This window comes from Undibacterium sp. WLX3042 (assembly GCF_049544825.1).
Classification (GTDB): Bacteria; Pseudomonadota; Gammaproteobacteria; order Burkholderiales; family Burkholderiaceae_D; genus Undibacterium.
Genome location: NZ_CP186698.1, coordinates 1 through 19828, shown reverse-complemented (window position 1 = coordinate 19828; position 19828 = coordinate 1). Strand labels below are relative to the sequence as shown.

Annotated in this window: 14 protein-coding genes and 1 pseudogene; 13 read left to right on the top strand and 2 right to left on the bottom strand. The window is 50.6% G+C overall.

Features of this window, described 5'->3' with window-relative positions:
• The first annotated feature begins 99 nt into the window (after positions 1–99).
• From miaB to lnt, 6 genes are all read left to right on the top strand, one after another.
• Positions 100–1440, top strand: coding sequence for a tRNA (N6-isopentenyl adenosine(37)-C2)-methylthiotransferase MiaB (gene miaB, locus ACPAOP_RS00075; protein ID WP_423680970.1), 1341 nt, complete (start codon positions 100–102; stop codon positions 1438–1440).
• Positions 1437–2519, top strand: coding sequence for a PhoH family protein (locus ACPAOP_RS00070; RefSeq protein WP_423708858.1), 1083 nt, complete (start codon positions 1437–1439; stop codon positions 2517–2519). The genes miaB and ACPAOP_RS00070 overlap by 4 nt, the downstream gene beginning before the upstream one ends.
• Complete coding sequence (gene ybeY / locus ACPAOP_RS00065) at positions 2503–2970, top strand: rRNA maturation RNase YbeY (protein WP_423708857.1); 468 nt, start codon at positions 2503–2505, stop codon at positions 2968–2970. The genes ACPAOP_RS00070 and ybeY overlap by 17 nt, the downstream gene beginning before the upstream one ends.
• Before the next feature lie 8 nt (positions 2971–2978).
• Positions 2979–3869: an ion channel gene (locus ACPAOP_RS00060; protein ID WP_423708856.1), complete on the top strand. Its 891-nt coding sequence runs from the start codon at positions 2979–2981 to the stop codon at positions 3867–3869.
• A 172-nt stretch (positions 3870–4041) separates the two neighbouring features.
• The gene (locus tag ACPAOP_RS00055; protein WP_423680977.1) at positions 4042–4920 is read left to right on the top strand and encodes an HlyC/CorC family transporter; all 879 of its coding nucleotides are present in this window, start codon (positions 4042–4044) and stop codon (positions 4918–4920) included.
• 7 nt (positions 4921–4927) lie between these two features.
• Positions 4928–6523: an apolipoprotein N-acyltransferase gene (gene lnt, locus ACPAOP_RS00050; RefSeq protein WP_423708855.1), complete on the top strand. Its 1596-nt coding sequence runs from the start codon at positions 4928–4930 to the stop codon at positions 6521–6523.
• Positions 6524–6651: 128 nt separating this feature from the next.
• Here the strand turns inward: lnt and ACPAOP_RS00045 are convergent, their stop codons facing one another.
• Positions 6652–7023: a hypothetical protein gene (locus ACPAOP_RS00045; RefSeq protein WP_423708854.1), complete on the bottom strand. Its 372-nt coding sequence runs from the start codon at positions 7021–7023 to the stop codon at positions 6652–6654.
• 510 nt (positions 7024–7533) lie between these two features.
• Between ACPAOP_RS00045 and ACPAOP_RS00040 the strand changes: the two genes are divergently transcribed.
• From ACPAOP_RS00040 to ACPAOP_RS00010, 7 genes are all read left to right on the top strand, one after another.
• On the top strand, positions 7534–10197 hold the full coding sequence (locus ACPAOP_RS00040) for a TonB-dependent receptor (RefSeq protein ID WP_423708853.1): 2664 nt from the start codon (positions 7534–7536) through the stop codon (positions 10195–10197).
• Positions 10198–10427: 230 nt separating this feature from the next.
• Positions 10428–11696: an MFS transporter gene (locus ACPAOP_RS00035; RefSeq protein WP_423708852.1), complete on the top strand. Its 1269-nt coding sequence runs from the start codon at positions 10428–10430 to the stop codon at positions 11694–11696.
• A 119-nt stretch (positions 11697–11815) separates the two neighbouring features.
• Positions 11816–13576: an alpha-amylase family glycosyl hydrolase gene (locus ACPAOP_RS00030; protein ID WP_423708851.1), complete on the top strand. Its 1761-nt coding sequence runs from the start codon at positions 11816–11818 to the stop codon at positions 13574–13576.
• Positions 13573–16014: a TIM-barrel domain-containing protein gene (locus ACPAOP_RS00025; RefSeq protein WP_423708850.1), complete on the top strand. Its 2442-nt coding sequence runs from the start codon at positions 13573–13575 to the stop codon at positions 16012–16014. Before ACPAOP_RS00030 ends, ACPAOP_RS00025 begins: the two co-directional genes overlap by 4 nt.
• 124 nt (positions 16015–16138) lie before the next feature.
• Complete coding sequence (locus tag ACPAOP_RS00020; protein ID WP_423708849.1) at positions 16139–18022, top strand: glucokinase; 1884 nt, start codon at positions 16139–16141, stop codon at positions 18020–18022.
• Between the two features lie 173 nt (positions 18023–18195).
• On the top strand, positions 18196–19086 hold the full coding sequence (locus tag ACPAOP_RS00015; RefSeq protein WP_423708848.1) for a DUF6348 family protein: 891 nt from the start codon (positions 18196–18198) through the stop codon (positions 19084–19086).
• A gap of 42 nt (positions 19087–19128) precedes the next feature.
• Positions 19129–19485 carry a hypothetical protein gene (locus tag ACPAOP_RS00010; protein WP_423708847.1) on the top strand — a complete coding sequence of 119 codons (357 nt, stop codon included), beginning with the start codon at positions 19129–19131 and terminating at the stop codon, positions 19483–19485.
• Positions 19486–19715: 230 nt separating this feature from the next.
• Here ACPAOP_RS00010 and ACPAOP_RS00005 read toward each other — a convergent pair.
• Positions 19716–19828 (bottom strand): annotated as a pseudogene (locus ACPAOP_RS00005) (biopolymer transporter ExbD); the annotation flags it as partial.

The following is a 19828-nucleotide window of genomic DNA, read 5'->3' as shown; positions in this document are numbered from 1 at the left end:
TCCTGCGAATGTTGTGCCTTTACGCATACGTCCTGAGTCCGGCAATTACCCGCTGCGATGCCTGCTTTCAGAATGCGGGCTGTTTTACAGAAAAGAATGATGCAAAAAAAAGTATTTATTAAAACCTTTGGCTGCCAGATGAATGAGTATGACTCAGACAAAATGGCCGACGTGTTGAATGCCGCCGATGGTATGGTGAAAACCGATACCCCTGACGACGCTGACGTGATTCTGCTTAATACCTGCAGCGTGCGGGAAAAAGCGTCTGAGAAAGTGTTTTCGGATCTGGGGCGTCTGCGTGAACTCAAGCGTAAAAGACCTGAGCTGCTGATCGGTGTTGGCGGTTGTGTCGCCTCGCAGGAAGGCGATGCGATCATCAAGCGGGCACCTTATGTGGATGTGGTATTCGGTCCGCAAACTCTGCACCGGCTGCCGCAACTTATTGATGCACGCCGCGTGTCCGGCCGCTCGCAGGTCGATATCAGTTTTCCGGAAATTGAAAAATTTGATCACATGCCACCGGCGAAGGTGGAAGGCGCCACGGCCTACGTTTCTATTATGGAAGGCTGCAGCAAATATTGCAGTTACTGCGTGGTTCCTTATACCCGCGGTGAAGAAGTATCGCGCCGCTTTGAAGATGTGCTGGCGGAAGTTGCTGGTCTGGCTGAACAGGGCGTCAAAGAAATTACCCTGCTGGGGCAGAACGTGAATGCCTACCGTGGCGTGATGGAAGACGGCGAGATTGCTGACTTTGCTTTGCTGATTGAATATATAGCGGAATTTCCGCAGATAGAACGGATTCGTTTCGTGACCAGCCATCCGAAAGAATTTACACAAAGACTCATCGATTGCTATGCAAAAGTACCGAAGCTGGTGAATCACTTATACCTCCCTGCGCAACACGGATCAGACCGTATTTTGTCGGCAATGAAACGTGGTTATACCGCAATCGAATACAAATCTGTACTGCGTCGCCTGAAGCAGGTGCGTCCTGAAATGTCAGTCTCGTCTGATTTTATCGTCGGTTTCCCCGGTGAGACAGATGAAGATTTCAATGCCCTGATGAAGCTGATTGATGATGTCGGTTTCGATAACAGCTTCAGTTTTATTTTCAGCCCGCGCCCGGGTACGCCTGCCGCTAATCTGGCCGATGATACGCCAGCGGAACTGAAATTGAGGCGCTTGCAGACCTTGCAGGCGGTGATCGATGCGAACACCAAGAAATACAGCAACGCGATGATAGGGACGGTGCAACGCATTCTGGTTGACGGGCCTTCGGTCAAAGACCCGAATGAGTTACAAGGCCGTACTGAAAATAATCGCGTGGTGAATTTTGCCGGCGGCAAAGAACTGATAGGGACGCTGGTGAATACGCGCATTACCGAATCCTATAATTACTCTTTGCGTGGTGAATTGCTTGACGAGACTGTGACTGCATGATGGCCAAAACTCCGGTGCCCGTTTCTCATTTTATTCCGCAACCGCTGGATAACACGCGCCTCGCTCATTTATGTGGTCCACTGGATGAAAATTTGCGTCAGATTTCGGCCGCGCTGGATGTGACAATTTTTCGTCGCGGCGAAAAATTCATTATCAGCGGACACAACGCTGAACGGGCGCTGGAATTACTGGAGCAGTTTTATTTGCTGGCAAAAAAGCCGGTGTCGGTGGATGAAGTGCAATTGGCTTTAGTCGAGCAGACTGCGCATCAGAATCAGAAAATGCCACCGCTTGCGGCAGTCGAAGATTTTACTGAAGAAGCAAGCGCGGGGGAGCTGGAAAGTCCGGTACTGAAAACCCGCCGCAGTGATTTGCGCGGCAGAACACCGCATCAGACCCAGTATCTGCGAGCAGTGGTCGAACACGACATTACATTCGGTATTGGCCCTGCCGGTACAGGTAAGACCTATCTCGCAGTTGCTTGTGCCGTTGATGCGCTGGAACGGGATGCTGTCAAACGGATTATCCTGACACGCCCTGCGGTTGAGGCTGGTGAGCGTCTGGGATTTTTACCGGGTGATCTGGCGCAAAAGGTTGATCCGTATCTGCGTCCTTTGTATGACGCCTTATACGATTTATTAGGGTTTGACCGTACGCAGAAAATGTTTGAGAAGCAGGTGATAGAAATTGCGCCGCTGGCTTATATGCGTGGACGCACTTTGAATCACGCCTTCATCATTCTCGACGAGGCACAGAACACCACGCCGGAACAAATGAAAATGTTTCTGACACGTATAGGCTTCGGCAGCAAGGCAGTTGTGACCGGTGACGCGACGCAGGTCGATTTGCAGCGTGGTCAGAAAAGTGGCCTGATCGACGCCTGCCACGTGCTGAAAGATGTGCGCGGGATCGCCTTCACACAGTTCACCAGCGCCGATGTGGTCCGCCATCCTCTGGTCGGACGCATTGTTGATGCCTATGAAACGGCGAGCGCCGGAACCACTGCCCAGAACGCGGCACTGGATTTATTAAAAAATACGACTCAATTCAGCTCCAATCATCATGGCAGAAAAAAATAACTCTAAACATAAACTGAACTTGTCGGTTCAATATGCAGACCCGCGCTTGCAAGAAATGTTGCCGCGCCCTTTGTTGCGTAAAACGGTACAGGCAGCCTTATATTTTCCGGCTGAACTGACCTTAAGATTTGTCGATGCTGAGGAAGGGCAGGTATTGAATCGCGATTATCGCGGTAAAGATTATGCAACCAACGTGCTGACATTTGCGTATACCGAAGATGAAGACGCGGAAGTCACTCAGGCCGATATCATTCTTTGTACCGATGTTTTACAGCGCGAAGCCAGCGAACAGAAAAAATCCGTTGTCGAACATGCTCAGCACCTGATCGTTCATGGTGTCTTGCATGCACAAGGGTATGATCACGAAACGGATGAAGAAGCGGAAGAGATGGAAGCACTTGAGATCGAGATCCTTGCGGGTCTGGGTCTGGCCAATCCCTATCTGGACTGAGCTTTCGTATGAAAATACCACGCACTCACCAGCATCGTGGTCGCCGTATCAATATGGGGGGGCGCGATGTAGTTGCATTTGGCCTCGACAGACATTATCTGCAGGATATTTATTTTTATGCGATGACATCAAGCTGGGGCATGTTCTTTTTTGCCGCAGCGGTGGTCTATCTGATTTTCAATATGGTGTTTGCCGGTTTGTATGCACTCGGTGATCATCCGGTTGCAAATCTGACGCCGGATAATTTTCTCGGATATTTTTTCTTCAGCGTAGAGACGCTGGCAACGGTCGGCTACGGCAATATGCATCCGCAAACGGTGTACGCGCACGTGATTTCGACGGTGGAAATATTCATCGGTATGGCCAGTGTCGCGTTGACGACGGGTGTGATGTTTGCACGCTTTTCACGCCCGCGTTCGAATATTATTTTCGCCGATCATCCCGTTTGTCACATGGTTGACGGGCGGCGTTTGCTGATGATACGGCTGGCAAATGCCCGTATGAATATCATCAGTGAAGCATCGGCCAAACTGCGTCTGGTCAAAAATCACACCTCGCCCGAGGCGGGCAGTTTCCGTAAAATTCTTGATCTGAAACTTGAACGTGACCATCATCCTATATTCAGTCTGGGGTGGACGGTGATACATGTGATCGACGAATCGAGTCCTTTATACGGTTATACCAAAGAACAGTTGAATGAACTCAACGCAGCATTGGTGCTGAGTATTGAGGGGCTGGATGAAATGACAAATCAGAGTCAGCGGGCACGTCATTATTATCCGTGCTCATCGATACGCTGGAATCATCGCTACGTCGATATTTTGAAGTTTCAAGGCGATACGCCGCATTTACATTATGCAAAATTTCATGAATCCGAGAATCTGGATGACCTGAGCTGAATATTGTCTGGCGGCTGACGCATGACAAGAAATCAAGCAAGTGTCGTTTTGCGGGTAATGCCGGCCGCCGCCATCTTTTTGTGAAATAAAAATGTGAGCGTCTTAACAAAATTTGGGAATCACGCATATTTGTTGTATTCTGTAGGATTGAAACAACGGCGTCATGCCTCCTATGCAAGAGCACTCTAGTAAGGTCAGATCACCTGACCTTAAACCCCACAGGTCATTGTTTGAACGATTGACCGCATTCATATCCCCAGAACCTGAAAATCGCGCTGAACTGTTAGAAGTTCTGACCGATGCACAAGAGCGCAATCTCATCGATGCCGATGCGCTGGCCATGATAGAAGGCGTATTTCAGGTCTCTGATCTTTCCGCCCGTGACATCATGGTACCGCGCGCCCAAATGGACGTTGTCGATATTTCCCGGCCTCTGGAAGAGTGGATGCCGGAGGTGCTGCGTACCGCACATTCACGTTTCCCCGCTATTGACGGTGATCCTGATAAAGTGGTCGGGATTCTGCTGGCGAAAGATTTATTGCGGTATTACGCCGAAGAAGTGTTCGATATCCGGGATATGCTGCGCCCTGTAATTTACATACCCGAGTCGAAGAGGCTGAATGTCTTGTTACGGGATTTTCGTGCCAACCATAACCATATGGCCATGGTGGTCGACGAGTACGGTGGCATCGCAGGTGTGATTACGATTGAAGATGTGCTGGAACAGATCGTTGGTGACATTGACGATGAATACGACTTCGATGAAGAAGAAGACAATATTCTGGCGCTGGAAAATAAAGGCAATGGCAAACGCTGGCGTATTAAAGGTCTGACTGAGCTGGAACAGTTCAACAGCGTTCTTGGCGTACATATGCCGGGGAATGAACTGGAAAGCATCAGTGACTTCCTTATACGTCATCTTGGGCAGGTGCCGCACAAAGGTGACGAGTTTGAAATCGGCGGACTGCATTTTGAGGTCTTACGTGCTGATGCGGTTGAGGTACAGATTGTACAAGTTGAGCAGCGACCGGCAAATGCGTTGAAAGAATGAGGCTGGTTTGCTGAAACGATTGTCACCTGCTGTTTTGCTTTCGGCTTTGTCTTTCGGTCCGGCGCTGCTCGTCATGGCGGTGGCCGGAGTGGTAACCGTATCTGCCTTTGCCCCTTTCGGTTTATGGCCGCTGCAATTGCTCAGCATGGCCGTGTTCGTCGCGCTGTTGCTAGGGCCGCGGCAACAGGCGTTTTCTGTCCTCCAGTCTGCGGCACTGGGATGGGTGTTTAGTTTTTTCAGTCTCTTCACAGCGACCAGTTGGCTGCTGGTAGCAATGACGCGTTATGGCGGCATGCCTGTTTTTCTTGCCGTCATTGCTCTGGCCTTGCTGGCATTCTATCTCGCCTTGTTTGCCGGACTGTGTGCCGCGGCTCTCGCCTGGATACGGCAGCGCTGGCGGGTTCCGGCAGAAGTCTGTGCCTTACTGATATTCCCACCTTTATGGCTGCTGAACGAATGGCTGCGCGGTTGTTTGTTCACTGGTTTTCCGTGGGCGATCACCGGTTACGCACACACATCCAGTCCTCTGGCAGGGTATGCGCCCGTTATCGGCGTACTCGGTCTGGGCTGGCTCGTTGCATTCTGCGCAGGTGCATTGGGGCTGATGATCTGCTCAGACAGTAAGCGCCTGCGTCTGCCGGTTCTGGCTGCGGTGGTGTTATTGTTTGGCGGAGGTCATTATCTGCACAAGATCACGTGGACCCAGCCGCAGGGACAAGCTCTGACCATCAGTCTGATACAGGGAAATGTCGAGCAGGATAAAAAGTTCGATCAGGCACATCTGTATGATTCTCTGCGCCTCTACCATGATCTGATACTGCAATCGAAAGCGGATCTGGTCGTCACGCCGGAAACGGCATTGCCGATGTTGTCATCGCAGTTGCCGCCGGATTATCTGCCCGCCATCAATACCTTTGCGCAAAAAAATCAGAGTGCGGTTCTGATAGGATTGGCGGTTCACGATGGTGGTAGTCGTTATGCAAACAGTGTTTTAGGTTTTTCCCCCCGGCATGAGCAACAAGCCTATCGCTACGACAAACATCATCTGGTGCCTTTCGGTGAATTTATTCCGTTTGGTTTCCGCTGGTTTGTCGATCTTATGCATATTCCCCTGGGCGACTTTACCAAGGGGGATGCGATTCAGGTACCGATGCAAGTGCGCGATCAGTTTGTATTGCCGAATATCTGTTATGAGGATTTGTTCGGGGATGAGATCGCTGCGCAACTGGCATCACAGAACCGCGCAGGTAAAGAGGTTGCCAGCCTGTTGCTGAACGTCTCGAATATGGCCTGGTATGGCGATTCTATCGCGATACCTCAGCATCTACAGTTCTCAGTGATGCGCGTTCTGGAAACGGGACGTCCGATGCTGAGAGCGACAAATACCGGTGCGACTGCCGTGATTGACGTTGGTGGCCAGCTTGTTAATCAGCTTCCGTATCTGCAGCAGGGAATTCTGCAAGCCAAAGTGCAGGGGCGGCAAGGCATGACACCCTACGCACTTTGGGGTAATACGTCCGTGATGTTGCTCGTACTGTGCAGTCTGTTACTTGCAGCTTATTTGTCCCGCAGGTCTGCGGGTTCCCGTCAGGGCGAGTTCTGAAAGCTTGTCGGGAATATCGGTGGTGTTCAAATAAAAATGCCGCTCTGTCGTTAAGACAGGCGGCATTTTTATTTCAGTAATCTGATGTGGCGCAGAGGTATCAGCGCGATATCGCAGTTCGCGGTAGTTCAGGCTTTCTGGTTGTTGGCTTCGATATCGGCCAGACATTCCATACCGCGCTGACTGATTTCATGCTGTCCGGAGTCTGGATTGATTTGTATGTGCCCTTTTTTCTCAAGAAATATGGCGACAGGCGCAGACAACTTGGTCCCGTTATCGTTCGCAATCGAACGCAGACCATCGATGCATTGTTTGATGAACAGAACCTGACGGCCGTTTTCAGTCAGTTCCAGGCTGCCGTCCTTACGGTACGCGACCAGTTTGATACCGGTCAGACGTTTCGTATTTCTGCCTATGCAGGCATTGGGTTTCACGTGTTTAGGCAGTTTGCTGATTTGTTCCAGCGCATCGTATTCATCAATACTTAATTTGTGATTCATTGTGACTTTCTTTTTGGGATTGCCGCTGAGGCTGAACTGCCCGCGGCGATATTTACTGCAATCATGTCCGATACCCGCAGGTCAGTACCGATCAGCGATCCCAGTCTGACGCAGATATTTTCGACTGCGAATATATCATAGCGGCGCTCGTTTTCCGGCTTTTGCGCCCGGATCTGGATATCCAGGATGCCCCGGTGGAAGCAGGACAGATTGAGTGATGCGCGCATGAATCGGAGTAATGACTTTGCCAGATGACCGGATAAAACCCTGAAAGTAGTTGAACTACATTTCCAGCTTACTGTTTGTGGACGAAATGCAACGAGGTTATACCCCGTTCTCCCTAGTATTTCTGGGTGTTTTGATTAGTTAAGTAGTTTTTTGTAGTCTCCGTTTGACAGATAATCTAGTTTTAGTACAAAATTGTTTTCGGAACTGAGGGTTCTGAGTGCACTTTGAAGAAAAGTATCACTCTTGAGGTGATGATCAAATATAAGAGCGAGGGGACATTACATGAAGCACGCTATGCAGAAGCGCGAGCAGGGGCAGGAATTTGCGCGCCCGGGTTTTAAGTTGAGTCCTGTTGCGGCAGGTTGTGCAGTACTGGTTCTGAGTCTGACCGGTATTGCACATGCGCAGCAGGTTGCAGAAAATACTGTTGTTGTCACAGGTATCCGTAAGGGTATCGAAGATGCGATCAGTGTGAAAAAAAATTCCAATTCCATTGTCGAAGCGATTTCTGCTGAAGATATCGGTAAATTGCCTGATACCAGTATTGCCGAATCAATTGCGCGCTTACCTGGTCTGTCTGCACAAAGGGTCAATGGTCAGGCACAACAAATCAGTATTCGCGGTACTTCCGGCGACTTGTCCACCGTCACACTGAATGGTCGTGAACAGGCCAGTACCAGTGCCAGTCGTGTGGTTGAATATGACCAGTATCCTTCGGAACTGATCAACGGCGTGACTGTATACAAAACGGCGGACTCATCTCTGGTTGGACAAGGTCTGTCTGGCACGGTCGATTTGCAGACTGTTAAGCCGCTGGCATTCGGCGGACGCACTATTTCCCTCAATGCGCGCGGCGAGAAAAATTCTCTCGGCAGCGAAAGTCCTGGCGCACCAAGTACAGGTAACCGTTTCAGTGCATCTTATATTGATCAGTTTGCGAATCGCACCATCGGTCTGGCGGTTGGTATCGCGCACAGCGATAAACCGAACGTCAACAATTTCTTTGAAACCTGGAACTGGGTCGAGGGTAATAACGGCGTTCCGGCTGGCGTTAAAGCACCACAGGGTATCAAAGGCCTGGCGATCACTGGTAATTCCAAGCGCGATGGCGTGATCGGCGTACTCGAATGGCGGCCATCAAAAAATTTCACATCCACGTTGGACACGTATTACTCCAAGTTATCGCAAAACGAAATTCGCCGCGGTGTTGAAGTCCCGTTGGAAAGCTGGTCCGGCGCGAATTTCTCGAATCTGAATATTGTTAACGGGCTTGCTGTAGGTGGTACGATCAATGCCAGCCCTGTGATCCGGAATAACTGGTTCACCAAAGAGAGCGACATCAAAGCATTTGGCTGGAATAATAAATTCACTGTTGATCAATGGACTGCTGTCGCGGATTTTAGTCATTCATCGGCGAACATTCATGAAAAACTCATTGAGATCAACTCTGGCCGTAGCGCAGGTAATATCTCCTACAATTATCTGAACGGTCGTGACATTCCCAGCATTACTTTTGCCGACAGTCTCTCCGATCCTTCCGCGATCAGCATAGGCGGTAAATTTGGTGACGGTTATGTGAACGTTCCGTCGCTGAGTGATAAGCTCAATTCGATACGCTTCAGTCTGAAACGTGATTTTACCGATGGATTTATCTCCAGTGCAGAAGCTGGTATCAATTACTCCAAACGTGAAAAGACGAAAGAACATCTGGAAACCGGTTTCGATAAAATCGGCGCAGGCACGTTTTCTTCCAGTGTTTTGTACAATCCTCAGGATCTCAGCTTCATTGGTTTGCCAAGCACGCTGAGCTGGGATATTCCCGGTGTTCTGGCGTCTAATTTTGGTCCTTACAAAGCCGTTGTTCTGAATCCATGGGGCGCGACGAAAAACTGGTCTCTGACCGAAAAAGTCACGACCGGTTATGCAAAACTGAATCTGGAAACGATGGTGTCGAATATTCCGCTGACCGGTAATATCGGTGCGCAGATCGTGCGTACTGACCAGTCGTCAACATCGAACGCGCTGTTGTCCTGGCCTATCGCGGCTCTCGTACCGATTACCGACGGAAAAACTTATACCGATGTATTACCGAGTCTGAATCTCGCAGCTAATTTACCTGGCGATCAGGTGCTCCGCTTTGGTATCGGTAAATCGATTGCCCGCGCTAAATTGGATGAATTAAATGCAGCGCGTGAAGTTGGCTTGTCTAACGGTAAAACAGGAACACCAAGCGGTAACGGCGGTAATGCGCAGCTTGATCCTTGGAAAGCGGATTATATCGATCTCTCTTACGAAAAATATTTCGGTAAGAAAGCGTATATTTCTGCAGCGATATTCCATAAAAACCTGAAATCATATATCTACAAGCAAACAACGCCTTATGATTTCTCGGCCATGAATATCGCCGGTGCGACGACCAACATCGGTACATTTACTCAGCCTGTCAATGGTCAGGGCGGCAAACTCGAAGGTCTGGAGCTGGCCGCATCTCTGCCGCTGGATTTGCTGACGCCGGTATTGGATGGCTTCGGTCTGACAGCGAATCTTTCGTTGACGAACAGTGCTATTTCCATCAAAGACAGCCGCTTCGGTAGCCAGAACATTCCTTTACCTGGTCTCTCCAAGAGCGTTGCCAATGTCACGGCTTACTATGAAAAGAACGGCTACTCAGCACGTATCAGTCAGCGTCGCCGCAGCGATTTCGTTGGTGAAATCGGTGGTCCTGGAGGACAGAACGAGCTGACATTTGTGAAAGCGGATAATGTCGTCGATCTGCAACTCGGCTACGATATTTCGAGCGGATTCGCGAAAGGTGCTTCCTTGCTGTTCCAGGTGAATAACCTGACCGATACTGCGTTCCAGACCTATTCAGGCTCTCCTGATCGTCCACGCGGCTACCAGAAGTATGGTCGCCAGATGTTTGTCGGTATCAATTACAAAATGTGATTGATCCTGGATCAGCACAGTAGTGAATCAGACCCTTCTCTGGCCTACACCGGAGAAGGGTTTTTTCAGATGAAGAAGCCTGCTTTGATCATCTGAAACAACCAAGCATAAAATGTGAAGGCGCTGAGCTGGTGGCACCAGAGCTCAACCGGCCTGACACATAATACGGGGACACCAAGATGCCTAGTTTGACCAATAAACCACATCTGTCTTTTTGGCAGCTGTGGAATATGAGTTTCGGATTTTTCGGGATACAGTTCGGGTTTGCATTACAGAACGCCAATACCAGCCGTATATTTTCCACTCTGGGTGCAAGTCCGGATGATCTGCCTTTATTCTGGCTGGCAGCGCCGGTCACCGGCCTGCTGGTACAGCCAGTAATCGGCTATCTCAGCGATAACACCTGGCATCCGCAGTGGGGACGGCGCCGCCCATTCTTTTTTATCGGCGCAATTCTCGCTTCGCTGGCCTTGTTCCTGATGCCGAATTCGTCTGCGTTATGGATGGCGGTCCTGGTACTGTGGCTGATGGATGCCGCAATCAATGTGTCGATGGAGCCTTTCCGCGCGTTTGTTGGCGACAAGCTGAATCCTGAACAGCAGACCGCTGGCTTTGCCATGCAGACTTTTTTCATCGGTTGTGGCGCGGTCATTGCCTCTTTATTGCCGACGCTGTTTTCAGATGTATTCGGTTTCAGTAATGTATCGCCGCATGGTGCGATTCCGGATACGGTTCGTTATTCATTTTATGCCGGTGGAGCTATCTATTTTCTGGCGGTGATGTGGACGGTCTTTCTCAGTCATGAATTACCACCCGCTGATTTACAGGCATTTGAGGCGGAACGTCATCAGAGAGCCGGTATCGTTCACGCCATGCTGGAGATCTTTGCCGGCTTCCGCCAGATGCCACAGACCATGGTGCAACTGGCGATCGTCCAATTTTTCACATGGATAGCTTTATTTGCGATGTGGATCTACACCACGTCCGCAGTGGCCGATAAGGTATTTGGTACGACAGATTCTCATTCTGCTGTTTTCCAGGATGCCGGAAACTGGGTCGGCACCATGTTCGCCGTCTACAATGCTGTGTCGGCGCTGGCGGCATTCTTGCTGCCGGTTTTCGCTCGCCTGACCAGCAAAAAAACGGTGCATCTGATTTGTCTTGTACTTGGTGGTCTGGGCTTGATGAGTATGTTCCTGATTACGCAAAAAGAATGGCTGCTCTTGCCTATGATAGGTGTAGGTATTGCGTGGGCAAGTATCCTGACTATGCCGTATTCGATACTTGCCGCCGCATTACCGGCCGAAAAGATGGGATATTACATGGGCGTGTTTAATTTCTTTATCGTGATTCCGCAAATTGTCAGTGGCTTGTTGCTGGGATACGTGACCAGAACATTTTTTCACGGGCACACCATACAAACCCTGGCTCTTGGCGGTGCCTGCATGATACTGGCCGGTGTGCTGACACTGATTGTCAAAGATGCGTCGCACAGATAAACCGCGACGCTGCTGCTGATTTGCAATCAGGTTGCGATGTCTCCGATCTCCTCCGGCGCAACCTGATACTTTTCTTTCTTTTCTGTCCCGATTCCGCCTTTACCGGTAAGAGCTTCGCCATGAAAACATCTCTCCAGTTTTTTATTCCTTTGTTGTTCCTGAGTTTCAGCAGCTTAGCCGCATCGCCTTCGGTTATCACACAGAGTGATGGCAATCAAACTTCTCAGAACGAAAAAAACAGCGGTATCGGCAGACGCCATGCAAGCAGCCATCAATCGCCTCTGCAGCCTTTGTTTACCTGGGATAACGCGACGATCTATTTTTTGCTGACTGATCGTTTTTATAATGCGAATCCAGCGAACGATCTTGCTTACGGCAGAAAAAAAGACGCAGCACCATTGCGTGGCTATATGGGCGGTGATCTGGCCGGTATTACAGCGAAAATAAAAGAAGGCTATTTTAATCGGCTCGGTGTGGATGCGATCTGGCTGACACCGCCAGTTGAACAGATACATGGTGCAACCGATGAAGGCAGCGGCAAATCATACGGTTTTCATGGTTACTGGGCGCGCGATTTCACCAGCGTTGATGCCAATCTCGGTACTGAGGCCGATATGCGCGAACTGGTCGATACCGCGCATGCACATGGCATACGCATCTTGCTGGATATCGTCATGAATCACGTCGGCCCGCAGACTGAGCAAGATACTGCCTGGCCAGACAGCTGGGTGCGCCATACACCAGTCTGTACTTACAAGGATGTGGCCAGTACCGTCAGTTGCACGCTGGTGCAAGGTTTGCCGGATATCCGTACCGACAGTAATGAGTCGACGCCGTTACCGCCATTTCTGATCGATAAATGGAAAGCCGAAGGCCGTTATGCCAAAGAAATCGGCGAGCTTGATCAATTTTTTCAACGTACCGGCTATCCGCGTGCGCCAAAGTATTATCTGATGAAATGGCATACCGACTGGATACGGAAATACGGTGTTGACGGCTTTCGCGCCGATACCGTCAAGCACGTTGAGCCGGGAGTCTGGAAAGAACTGAAGCAACTCGCCAGCAGTGCTTATGAGGAGTGGAAAACCGCGAATCCGCTGAAGAAGGTTGGAGACACGCCTTTTTTTATGACCGCAGAAGTTTATGGTTATTCGATCACTGAAGGCCAGAAGTTCACGATGGATGGTGGCAGCCAGATTAATTTTTACCAAAACGGTTTTGATAATCTGATTAATTTTGGCTTCAAGTCTGATGCGAAGAAAGACCGTGAGCAGCTCTTCAGCACGTATTCAGCGCGACTGCACGGCGATCTGCGAGGTTACTCGGTTCTCAATTACATCAGCTCTCACGATGACAGTACACCTTTCGATCTGCAACGGCAGCAACCTTTTGAGGCGGCGACGCGGCTCTTGCTGAGTCCGGGCGCAGCGCAGATTTATTATGGCGACGAAACCGCGCGTGATATCGATATGAAAGAAGCGCAGGGCGATGCCAGACTGCGTTCCTTCATGAACTGGGACGCGCTGAAAGCCAATGCGATGCAACAGGATTACCGGATTGCCGATGTACTCGCACACTGGCAAAAACTCGCGTCATTCAGAAGGCTGCATCCTGCCATCGGTGCAGGAATACATCAGAAAATCAATGATCGTCCTTATACATTCAAGCGCACGTACGACGACCACGGGCGGCACGATAAGGTAGTGGTGGCCTTAGATTTACCTGCACATCAGGATAATCCGATTTCAGTTGCCGGCATATTTTCCGATGGTCAGCGATTACGTGACCATTATTCAGGAAAGACTGCAATCGTCATTAACGGCCGCGTGACTTTTGCGAGCCAGTTTCCGATTGCTCTGATTGCACAGGATGCACCATGAAACAGAAAACCCATTTCAAACGCATCTCATGCATGGCAACGCTGGCGCTGTTGATGCAGTTTTGTGTGACTGATCTTGCCGCCCAAAATTTCAACCGCAGCATACAGCGTGTTTCTGTCCAGCCTGCCTATCTCGAAGTGGTAACGAATGATGGCCGCTATCTATTTAAGCCGTACACAAAAAATATTATCGAGACGAGTTTTATCCCAGCGGGTGAACAATTTCAGCAAACTTCGCATGCGGTGGTGTTGAAGCCGGAAAAAATCAAGGCACAGCTTCGTACTGATGCCCAGCATCTCAGCTATATCGCCGGCAACATGGCAGTTCATATCAATCGTGCGCCATTCCAGATCAGTTATACCTACAAAAATAAAGCCCTGATTGCAGAACATCAGGGTTATCAGCAATTGGCACAGGGGCGAAGTCTGGACTTCTGCCTGGATCGGGACGAGGCTTTATATGGCGCAGGTGCCCGCGCCCTTGGCATGAACCGGCGCGGCTATCGCTTACCTTTGTATAACAAGGCACATTACGGTTACGAAGAACATTCAGAGCAAATGAATTTTGCTATGCCCCTGGTTTTTTCTTCCAAAATGTACGGCATACATTTTGATAATCCGACGACAGGATTTCTTGATCTCGATAGTAAAAAAAATAATCTGCTTGCCTATGAGAGCCTGAGCGGACGTCAGACTTATCAGGTGATTGCGGGCGATAGCTGGCAAGACATCGTTTCTGCGTACACGCAGCTGACGGGCCGGCAGCCGTTACCACCGCGCTGGGCTTTTGGTAATTTCGCCAGCCGCTTTGGTTATCATTCAGAATCCGAGGCACGTTCAGTGCTGACAAAATATCAGGAAGAAAAAATTCCTGTCGATGCGATTATTTTTGACCTGTACTGGTTCGGTAAAGAGATCAAAGGAACCATGGGCAATCTTGCGTTTGATCGCGATAATTTCCCGCAACCCAAAAAAATGATTGCCGACTTTGCGCAACAAGGCGTCAAAACCATACTGATTACGGAACCGTTTATCCTGACCAGTTCGGCCAGATGGAAAGAAGCCGTTGCAGAAAATATTCTGGCGAAAGATAAGAATGGCCAGCCTTATACCTATGACTTTTATTTTGGTCACACCGGCCTGATTGATCTGTTCGATAAGCACGCGCAGCATTGGTTCTGGAATATCTATAAAAACCTGAAAGCCGAAGGTGTCGCCGGATGGTGGGGTGATCTGGGCGAACCTGAAGTGCATCCTTCCGGTCTGCAGCATCAAACCGGCTCGGCAGATCAGGTCCACAATATTTACGGGCATCAATGGGCGAAACTGATTGCGGAAGGCTACCGCAAAGACTATCCGCAAGAACGGCCTTTCATTCTGATGCGCGCGGGTTATTCCGGCTCGCAGCGTTTCGGCATGATTCCGTGGTCGGGCGACGTGAACCGGACCTGGGGTGGTTTGCGTTCGCAACCCGAAATTGCGCTGCAAATGGGTATGCAGGGTATGGCATACATGCATTCTGATCTTGGCGGTTTTGCCGGTGCCAATCTGGATGACGAGCTATATACACGCTGGTTGCAATATGGTGTATTTCAACCGGTATTCCGTCCGCATGCACAGGAGGAAGTTGCCTCAGAACCGGTGTTGCGTGAGCCTGCGACGCGGGCGCTTGCCAAAGCGGCTATCGAGTTACGCTACCGCCTGCTGCCGTACAACTATACGCTGGCATTTGAGAATAATCAGCATGGCTGGCCACTGATGCGTCCGCTGTTTTTTGCCGAACCAATGAATCCGGCGTTTAGCGCGGCGTCCGACAGTTATCTGTGGGGACATGATTTACTGGTGCATCCGGTGCTGAACGCAGGTCAGAGAAAAGCCGATATTTATTTTCCGGCCAGCAGTAACTGGTTTGATTTTTATACGGGACAGGCTTATGCAGCAGGCAACCGCCAGAGCATCGATATTGTTCGTGAACATATCCCGGTTTTTGTTCGTGGCGGTGCTTTCATTCCGATGGCAAAGCCTATGCAAAATACCCGGGAATATTCAACCCGGGCCTTTGATTTACATTACTATCACGACCCCGCCGTTCCTGCTTCTCAGGGGCAGTTGTACGACGATGACGGAATGACGGCGAACGCATTTGAACAAGGCGCATACACGCAGATCAAATTTCGCAGTGCTTACCGTCAACTCAGGCAAGATGTTCAAGGTGAACTGGTTCTGACGATGAACGCCGTGTATGGTAAAAAAAGCGCCGCCATCGACAGGCACGTGCAGATCGTCATCCACAATATCGCTGCGGCACCGAAAAACATACTGCTGCAAAATCGGCCGGTCGCGTTCAGCTGGGATCAGGCTAGCAGTGAAGTGCGGCTCGATATGCCGTGGAAGGCTGGTAAGGCAGTGAAATTAGTGCTTCAAATGAGCGGCGGATGAGGTCACAATATGCAGCAAGTGATATAGGCTGTGGTAAATTGCATATCGTTTTGTCGCCCCATAAAGCATGGCGAAGACAGTATCTTGGTGTGATCAAATTCCGGAAATGAATTCAATAAAAAACATGGCAGAACACACGTTGGCAGGACCTGCATACGCAGAACACGCAGAACATCATAGCGCCGGGTTTTCCGGTGGCCCACGTTTACTGGCGGACATCGGCGCGACCCATGCCCGCTTTACTCTGGAAACGGCACCCGGAATTTTTTCTGCAGTGCGAGTATTGAAATGTGATGATTACAGCGGCATCGTGCCCTTGATCCGTGCTTACCTGCATGATCATCAGGGAAGCCGTATTCAACATGCAGCGTTTGCGATTGCCAATCCGATTGACGGCGATGATGTCCGCATGACGAACCGTGACTGGGCTTTTTCTATTGAAGCGGTGCGGCGCGAATTCGGTTTATATACCTTGCTGATCGTGAACGACTTTACGGCGCTGGCGATGTCTTTGCCCGGCTTGCAGGCAAGCGATGTGATGCAGGTCGGCGGTGGTACTGCTGTCGAAAAATCCGTGATCGGTGTACTTGGCCCGGGCACTGGTCTGGGAGTTTCCGGACTGATACCGACCTCTGACGGTTTCGTTACTCTCGGCTCCGAAGGTGGGCATGTCAACTTCGCGCCTTGCGATGAACGTGAATATGCGATTTTGCAATTTGCCTGGAAAGAATGGCCGCACGTCTCAACTGAACGTCTGATTTCCGGCCCCGGCTTAGAGCTGATCTATCGTGCTCTGGCAGCGCGGCATCAGCAGCAGGTGCGCGCCTTATCGGCGCAGGAAATCATGCATGCAGCCTTACATGAAGCCGAGCCACTCAGCCTTGAGACTCTCGAGTGTTTTTGCGCGATGCTGGGAAGTTTCGCTGCGAATCTGGCGGTGACGCTGGGTGCTTTTGGAGGTATTTATATCGGCGGCGGCATCGTGCCGCTGATGGGAGAAAAGTTCGCCACTTCGCCATTCCGTAGTCGTTTCGAGGCGAAAGGACGCTTCAGCAGCTATCTGGCGCAAATACCAACGTATGTGATTACCACACCGAATCCGGCTTTTTACGGCGTTTCAGCGATCTTGTCTGAGCATCTGCGCGGGCGCAGCGGTGACAGTTCTTTGCTGGACCGCATACAACAGATACAACTGCAGCTGAGCCCGGCAGAGCGTCGCGTTGCGGCGCTGATACTGGAAAATCCGCGTACCGTATTGAATGAAGCCATTGCCGAAATATCGCGTCTGGCCGATGTCAGTCAGCCGACGGTGATTCGCTTTTGCCGCTCGCTGGGCTTCACCGGCCTCGCCGATTTTAAGCTGAAATTTGCCAGCAGTCTGACCGGAACCATTCCGGTACGTCACAGCCAGGTCAGGCGCAATGACAGTACCCACGATCTGAGTGCCAAAGTGATCGATAACACCGTGTCGGCGATTTTGAATTTCCGCGATCAGTTGGAAGTACACGCGATAGATCAGGCGATCGCTTTATTGCGCAAGGCAAAGAAGGTCGAATTTTATGCGATGGGTAATTCCCGCGCGGTCGCGCTTGACGGGCAGCACAAGTTTTTCCGCTTCCGTATTCCGACTGCGAATTACGGCGATGCGCATTTGTTTATGATGGCGGCTGAATTACTCAATCCCGGTGATGTCGTGATTGTGGTGTCCAATTCCGGTAAATTGCCGGAACTGCTGAATGCGGTGGACGTTGCAAGAAATGCCGGCGCCGATGTGATTGCGATTGCACCGCATCAGTCGCCATTAGCAAAAAAAGCCAGCGTCTGCCTGGCGGTGAATCACACCGAAGACAACGTCGCTTTTCTGTCTATGATTTCACGCATCTTGCAATTGTTGCTGATCGATATTCTGGCCGTCGGCTTATCAGTGGATGCACCGCACAGCGCAGACTCCCGTGAGAAAGAAGCGGCACGTCTGAGTCATCTGCTGATTTCACATCTGGATAGCTGATCTGACGAGCTGCCGCGCTGGTTTCACGGCAGCGAGGCAGCCAGGTTCAGCCGGTTCTGGTGTGATGCAGTGTAAGAATTTATTGCACTGCTGCTCAGCGGTGACGTAAAAAAGTACAATGCTGGTTTAGTGTGACCTGCAATCGCGCTTCATCTGCCTTCTGATCCTACTTTATGTCGCTGCTTCAATCTCTCAAAACCCTCAAAAATAAGTTCAGCTCTGGCTCGCCTGCGGTGGCCTCTGTCACGTCGTCAGTGCAGACGCCGCAGATGCAGAGCGACCCGCTGTTGATGGAAGTGCTGGCTGCTGCACTCAGCGATGCCGGAATAGCATTTGAACGTTTAGCATCGTGCATACAACTGCCGGAAGGGCTGGTGCTGGCCGTACAACCGGTGACCACGAATGTGATTGGTGAAGGGCGGGTTCGTACCTGCACACGCATACACGCGTGGCATCCACAGTATTTTTCACAAGGAATCTCTGAATATCAGCACGCGCTTGGTCCTGACGAGGCTGCCGCCATCGCGGAGGGCTTTGCGCAATGGGTCAAAATGGATCTGGTGGTTTTGCTCGATGCGACGCGTGATGTGCCACGAGATTGCACCGTGATAGAAATGAAAGTGGCTAATGGTGCAGAAACGACAGAAGGGGGTGAACTTGCCGGGCTGTCGCGGTTTCGTCAGGTGATTTTAGGACCGGTTGCGCATCTGGCGACGAACCCGCCACCGAAGAAAAAAGAAGCGCATCCGTTTTGCCCTTGTTGTTTGTTCACCGAGAGCATGGACGCATTTCACGATGTCTTGCAGACCGATCAGTTTCTTGGTGTGCGCTTGTTCGCATCGCGTGATCAGCTCGGTGTGGCGGCTGCGGATTGCCGCGTCAACGGCGAGGATTTTCCGTCAGCATTGCCAGCCTTGACGGCTTATGTAGAAAAATGGCCGCAGCGCGGGCTGGAATTCCGCAAGCAATACGTGGCGATCCGTACCGTGAGCCGGGCAGCGGGAGTCGCTGATGAGGCAGGCAATATGCCGGTGTCGCAGCGTGGTGCCGATATCTCTGTGTGATTACGTGCTGATGATGCGACGGAGTGTAGAGAAGGAAATGAGATGAACCTGTTAACGACATTGTTAACGAAACTGGCAGCGTTACTGATTGCTGCGCTGATGACGGGCATGCTGGTGCTGGCTCCTTCGTTTCTGGTCAGTTATGCGCTGCCTTTCGTGGATGTCTGGTTTTTTGCGCAATCAGAAGAGCATCAGCAATGGATATTGCTGGGTGTGAAATGGGTGGCACCAGCGATTGCTTTGCTCTGCCTGTTGTTTTTATTGATTGCACTGGCACTCAAAATGGTGCGCCGGAAAGAACTCAGACAGCCTGAATCTGCCGGCATTCATCCGCTGGCAGGTGGTGTAGCTGATGCTGCGAGAGAGCTTCCCGATACTACGGACAAAGAAATACATTGAGATCTGCAAAGACTTTTGCAGTCACCTGAATTTCATATACTCCCCCTGTTTTTGAGAAATCACTCTTCATGTCATTATGAAATAAAGACGTTTTAAGATACTGGGGGGAGTATATTTATTGCTCTGCAGTCTATCTGCAAGCTATCAGCGGCAGAAAGCAAAAAAGGCAGGGATTCCCTGCCTTTTTTTGTTCATTATTGTGCTGCTGTATGACTCAGCGTTGAGACGGTTTACTTCAAGAACTGCTCATTGCCGACCATACCGATCTTGGTCACACCAAGACGCTGTGCCGAAGCCATCACCGCCGCTACCGACTTGTACGGCACCACCGCATTCGGACGCA

Excerpts from the sequence above, each read along its gene's own strand:
- ACPAOP_RS00025 (WP_423708850.1), top strand. The coding sequence starts at position 13,573 with ATGAAACAGAAAACCCATTTCAAACGCATCTCATGCATGGCAACGCTG.
- ACPAOP_RS00015 (WP_423708848.1), top strand. The coding sequence starts at position 18,196 with ATGTCGCTGCTTCAATCTCTCAAAACCCTCAAAAATAAGTTCAGCTCT.
- ybeY (WP_423708857.1), top strand. The coding sequence starts at position 2,503 with ATGGCAGAAAAAAATAACTCTAAACATAAACTGAACTTGTCGGTTCAA.
- ACPAOP_RS00020 (WP_423708849.1), top strand. The coding sequence starts at position 16,139 with ATGGCAGAACACACGTTGGCAGGACCTGCATACGCAGAACACGCAGAA.
- ACPAOP_RS00030 (WP_423708851.1), top strand. The coding sequence starts at position 11,816 with ATGAAAACATCTCTCCAGTTTTTTATTCCTTTGTTGTTCCTGAGTTTC.
- miaB (WP_423680970.1), top strand. The coding sequence starts at position 100 with ATGCAAAAAAAAGTATTTATTAAAACCTTTGGCTGCCAGATGAATGAG.
- ACPAOP_RS00010 (WP_423708847.1), top strand. The coding sequence starts at position 19,129 with ATGAACCTGTTAACGACATTGTTAACGAAACTGGCAGCGTTACTGATT.
- ACPAOP_RS00045 (WP_423708854.1), bottom strand. The coding sequence starts at position 7,023 with ATGAATCACAAATTAAGTATTGATGAATACGATGCGCTGGAACAAATC.
- ACPAOP_RS00040 (WP_423708853.1), top strand. The coding sequence starts at position 7,534 with ATGAAGCACGCTATGCAGAAGCGCGAGCAGGGGCAGGAATTTGCGCGC.
- ACPAOP_RS00060 (WP_423708856.1), top strand. The coding sequence starts at position 2,979 with ATGAAAATACCACGCACTCACCAGCATCGTGGTCGCCGTATCAATATG.
- ACPAOP_RS00035 (WP_423708852.1), top strand. The coding sequence starts at position 10,428 with ATGAGTTTCGGATTTTTCGGGATACAGTTCGGGTTTGCATTACAGAAC.
- ACPAOP_RS00070 (WP_423708858.1), top strand. The coding sequence starts at position 1,437 with ATGATGGCCAAAACTCCGGTGCCCGTTTCTCATTTTATTCCGCAACCG.
- ACPAOP_RS00055 (WP_423680977.1), top strand. The coding sequence starts at position 4,042 with ATGCAAGAGCACTCTAGTAAGGTCAGATCACCTGACCTTAAACCCCAC.